Genomic DNA, 3,269 nt, shown 5'->3' on the forward strand with positions numbered 1-3,269 from the left:
GTGATTTTGTATTTTGGTGGGTTGCAAGACCCGGTGAGATGTCAAAGTTATAGGGTCAAGTGAATAAGAGCACGTGGTGGATGCCTTGGCGATGATAGGCGACGAAGGACGTGATAGCCTGCGATAAGCTTCGGGGAGCTGGCAAATTAGCTTTGATCCGGAGATTTCCGAATGGGGAAACCCACCTAGCAGTAGGTATCGCATGATGAATACATAGTCATGCGAGGCGAACCGGGTGAACTGAAACATCTCAGTAGCTCGAGGAAAAGACATCAACCGAGATTCCGAAAGTAGTGGCGAGCGAAATCGGAAGAGCCTGTTAGTGATAGCACAAGACTTAACGGAACGCTTTGGAAAGGGCGGCCATAGCGGGTGATAGCCCCGTACGTGAAAAGACCTGTGTGGTACTGAGCTAACGACAAGTAGGGCGGGACACGAGAAATCCTGTCTGAATATGGGGGGACCATCCTCCAAGGCTAAATACTCATCATCGACCGATAGTGAACAAGTACCGTGAGGGAAAGGCGAAAAGAACCCCGGGAGGGGAGTGAAATAGATCCTGAAACCGCGTGCTTACAAAAAGTAGGAGCCTCGTAAGGGGTGACTGCGTACCTTTTGTATAATGGGTCAGCGACTTACATTCAGTGGCAAGGTTAACCGAATAGGGAAGCCGTAGAGAAATCGAGTCCGAATAGGGCGATTCAGTCGCTGGGTGTAGACCCGAAACCAAGTGATCTATCCATGGCCAGGATGAAGGTGCCGTAACAGGTACTGGAGGTCCGAACCGACTAGTGTTGCAAAACTAGCGGATGAGCTGTGGATAGGGGTGAAAGGCTAAACAAACTTGGAAATAGCTGGTTCTCTCCGAAAACTATTTAGGTAGTGCCTCAAGTATTACCGTCGGGGGTAGAGCACTGTTTTGGCTAGGGGGTCATGGCGACTTACCAAACCAAGGCAAACTCCGAATACCGATGAGTACAGCTTGGGAGACAGAGCACCGGGTGCTAACGTCCGGACTCAAGAGGGAAACAACCCAGACCGCCAGCTAAGGTCCCTAAAATTGGCTAAGTGGGAAACGAAGTGGGAAGGCTAAAACAGTCAGGATGTTGGCTTAGAAGCAGCCATCATTTAAAGAAAGCGTAATAGCTCACTGATCGAGTCGTCCTGCGCGGAAGATGTAACGGGGCTAAGCCAGTTACCGAAGCTGCGGATTTGCAATTTATTGCAAGTGGTAGGAGAGCGTTCTGTAAGCCTGTGAAGGTGTCTTGTAAAGGATGCTGGAGGTATCAGAAGTGCGAATGCTGACATGAGTAGCGTTAAAGGGGGTGAAAAGCCCCCTCGCCGTAAGCGCAAGGTTTCCTACGCAACGTTCATCGGCGTAGGGTGAGTCGGCCCCTAAGGCGAGGCAGAGATGCGTAGCTGATGGGAAACAGGTCAATATTCCTGTACCGATTACAAGTGCGATGTGGGGACGGATCTTAATAGGTTATCCGGCGGTTGGATGTGCCGGTTTAGACAGATGTAGGCGACACGTAGGCAAATCCGCGTGTCATATACCGAGGCTGTCGATCGAGTGAGCTTGCTCACGAAGTAACTGAACGAGGTCCCAGGAAAAGCCACTAAGCTTCAGCTTGTAATTGACCGTACCGCAAACCGACACTGGTGCGCGAGATGAGTATTCTAAGGCGCTTGAGAGAACTCAGGAGAAGGAACTCGGCAAATTGACACCGTAACTTCGGAAGAAGGTGTGCCCTAGTAATGTGATGAGAACATCTGAGCATGAATGGGTTGCAAAAAATTGGTGGCTGCGACTGTTTATTAAAAACACAGCACTCTGCAAACACGAAAGTGGACGTATAGGGTGTGACGCCTGCCCGGTGCTGGAAGATTAATTGATGGGGTGCAAGCTCTTGATCGAAGTCCCAGTAAACGGCGGCCGTAACTATAACGGTCCTAAGGTAGCGAAATTCCTTGTCGGGTAAGTTCCGACCTGCACGAATGGCGTAACGATGGCCACACTGTCTCCTCCTGAGACTCAGCGAAGTTGAAATGTTTGTGATGATGCAATCTCCCCGCGGAAAGACGGAAAGACCCCATGAACCTTTACTGTAGCTTTGTATTGGACTTTGAACAGATCTGTGTAGGATAGGTGGGAGGCTTTGAAGCCGGGACGCTAGTTCCGGTGGAGCCAACGTTGAAATACCACCCTGGTGTGTTTGAGGTTCTAACCTAGGTCCATTATCTGGATCGGGGACAGTGCATGGTAGGCAGTTTGACTGGGGCGGTCTCCTCCCAAAGTGTAACGGAGGAGTTCGAAGGTACGCTAGGTACGGTCGGACATCGTGCTAATAGTGCAATGGCATAAGCGTGCTTAACTGCGAGACTGACAAGTCGAGCAGATGCGAAAGCAGGACATAGTGATCCGGTGGTTCTGTATGGAAGGGCCATCGCTCAACGGATAAAAGGTACTCTGGGGATAACAGGCTGATACCGCCCAAGAGTTCATATCGACGGCGGTGTTTGGCACCTCGATGTCGGCTCATCTCATCCTGGGGCTGTAGCCGGTCCCAAGGGTATGGCTGTTCGCCATTTAAAGAGGTACGTGAGCTGGGTTTAAAACGTCGTGAGACAGTTTGGTCCCTATCTTCCGTGGGCGCTGCAGATTTGAGGAAGCCTGCTCCTAGTACGAGAGGACCGGAGTGGACGCACCTCTGGTGTACCGGTTGTCACGCCAGTGGCATTGCCGGGTAGCTAAGTGCGGAAGAGATAACCGCTGAAAGCATCTAAGCGGGAAACTCGTTCCAAGATGAGATCTGCCGGGGCCTTGAGCCCCCTAAAGAGTCGTTCAAGACCAGGACGTTGATAGGTCAGGTGTGGAAGCGCAGCAATGCGTTAAGCTAACTGATACTAATTGCTCGTGCGGCTTGACCCTATAACTTTGATGAAATCCATCAGAGTCAAATGTCATCCGACTGAAAAGTCATGTTATGCCCTGTGGTCTAATACACCACATCGTTGGCAGCAATCAAAAATAGCTGATTCGAAGCTCTATGAATTCGTTCGGGCTGCACTATGTGTGCAGCCAGGACAACAAGTTATGCCTGACGACCATAGCGAGGTGGTACCACTCCTTCCCATCCCGAACAGGACAGTGAAACGCCTTTGCGCCGATGATAGTGCGGGTTCCCGTGTGAAAGTAGGTCATCGTCAGGCTCTTACAAGCCCCCCAAACCCCCTCGTACCAAAAGGTGCCTGGGGGTTTGGGCTTT

The 3,269-nt window shown here is 51.1% G+C and carries 2 rRNA genes; both read left to right on the plus strand.

The window, feature by feature from the left end:
- Positions 1-53: 53 nt before the first annotated feature.
- Positions 54-2,932: ribosomal RNA gene (locus HPA01S_RS22195) — 23S ribosomal RNA — on the plus strand.
- A gap of 168 nt (positions 2,933-3,100) precedes the next feature.
- Positions 3,101-3,213: ribosomal RNA gene (gene rrf, locus HPA01S_RS22200) — 5S ribosomal RNA — on the plus strand.
- The last annotated feature ends 56 nt before the right edge of the window (positions 3,214-3,269 follow it).

Origin of the sequence: Hydrogenophaga palleronii NBRC 102513, from assembly GCF_001571225.1 — a bacterium.
In the GTDB taxonomy this organism is placed as follows: Bacteria; Pseudomonadota; Gammaproteobacteria; order Burkholderiales; family Burkholderiaceae_C; genus Hydrogenophaga; species Hydrogenophaga palleronii.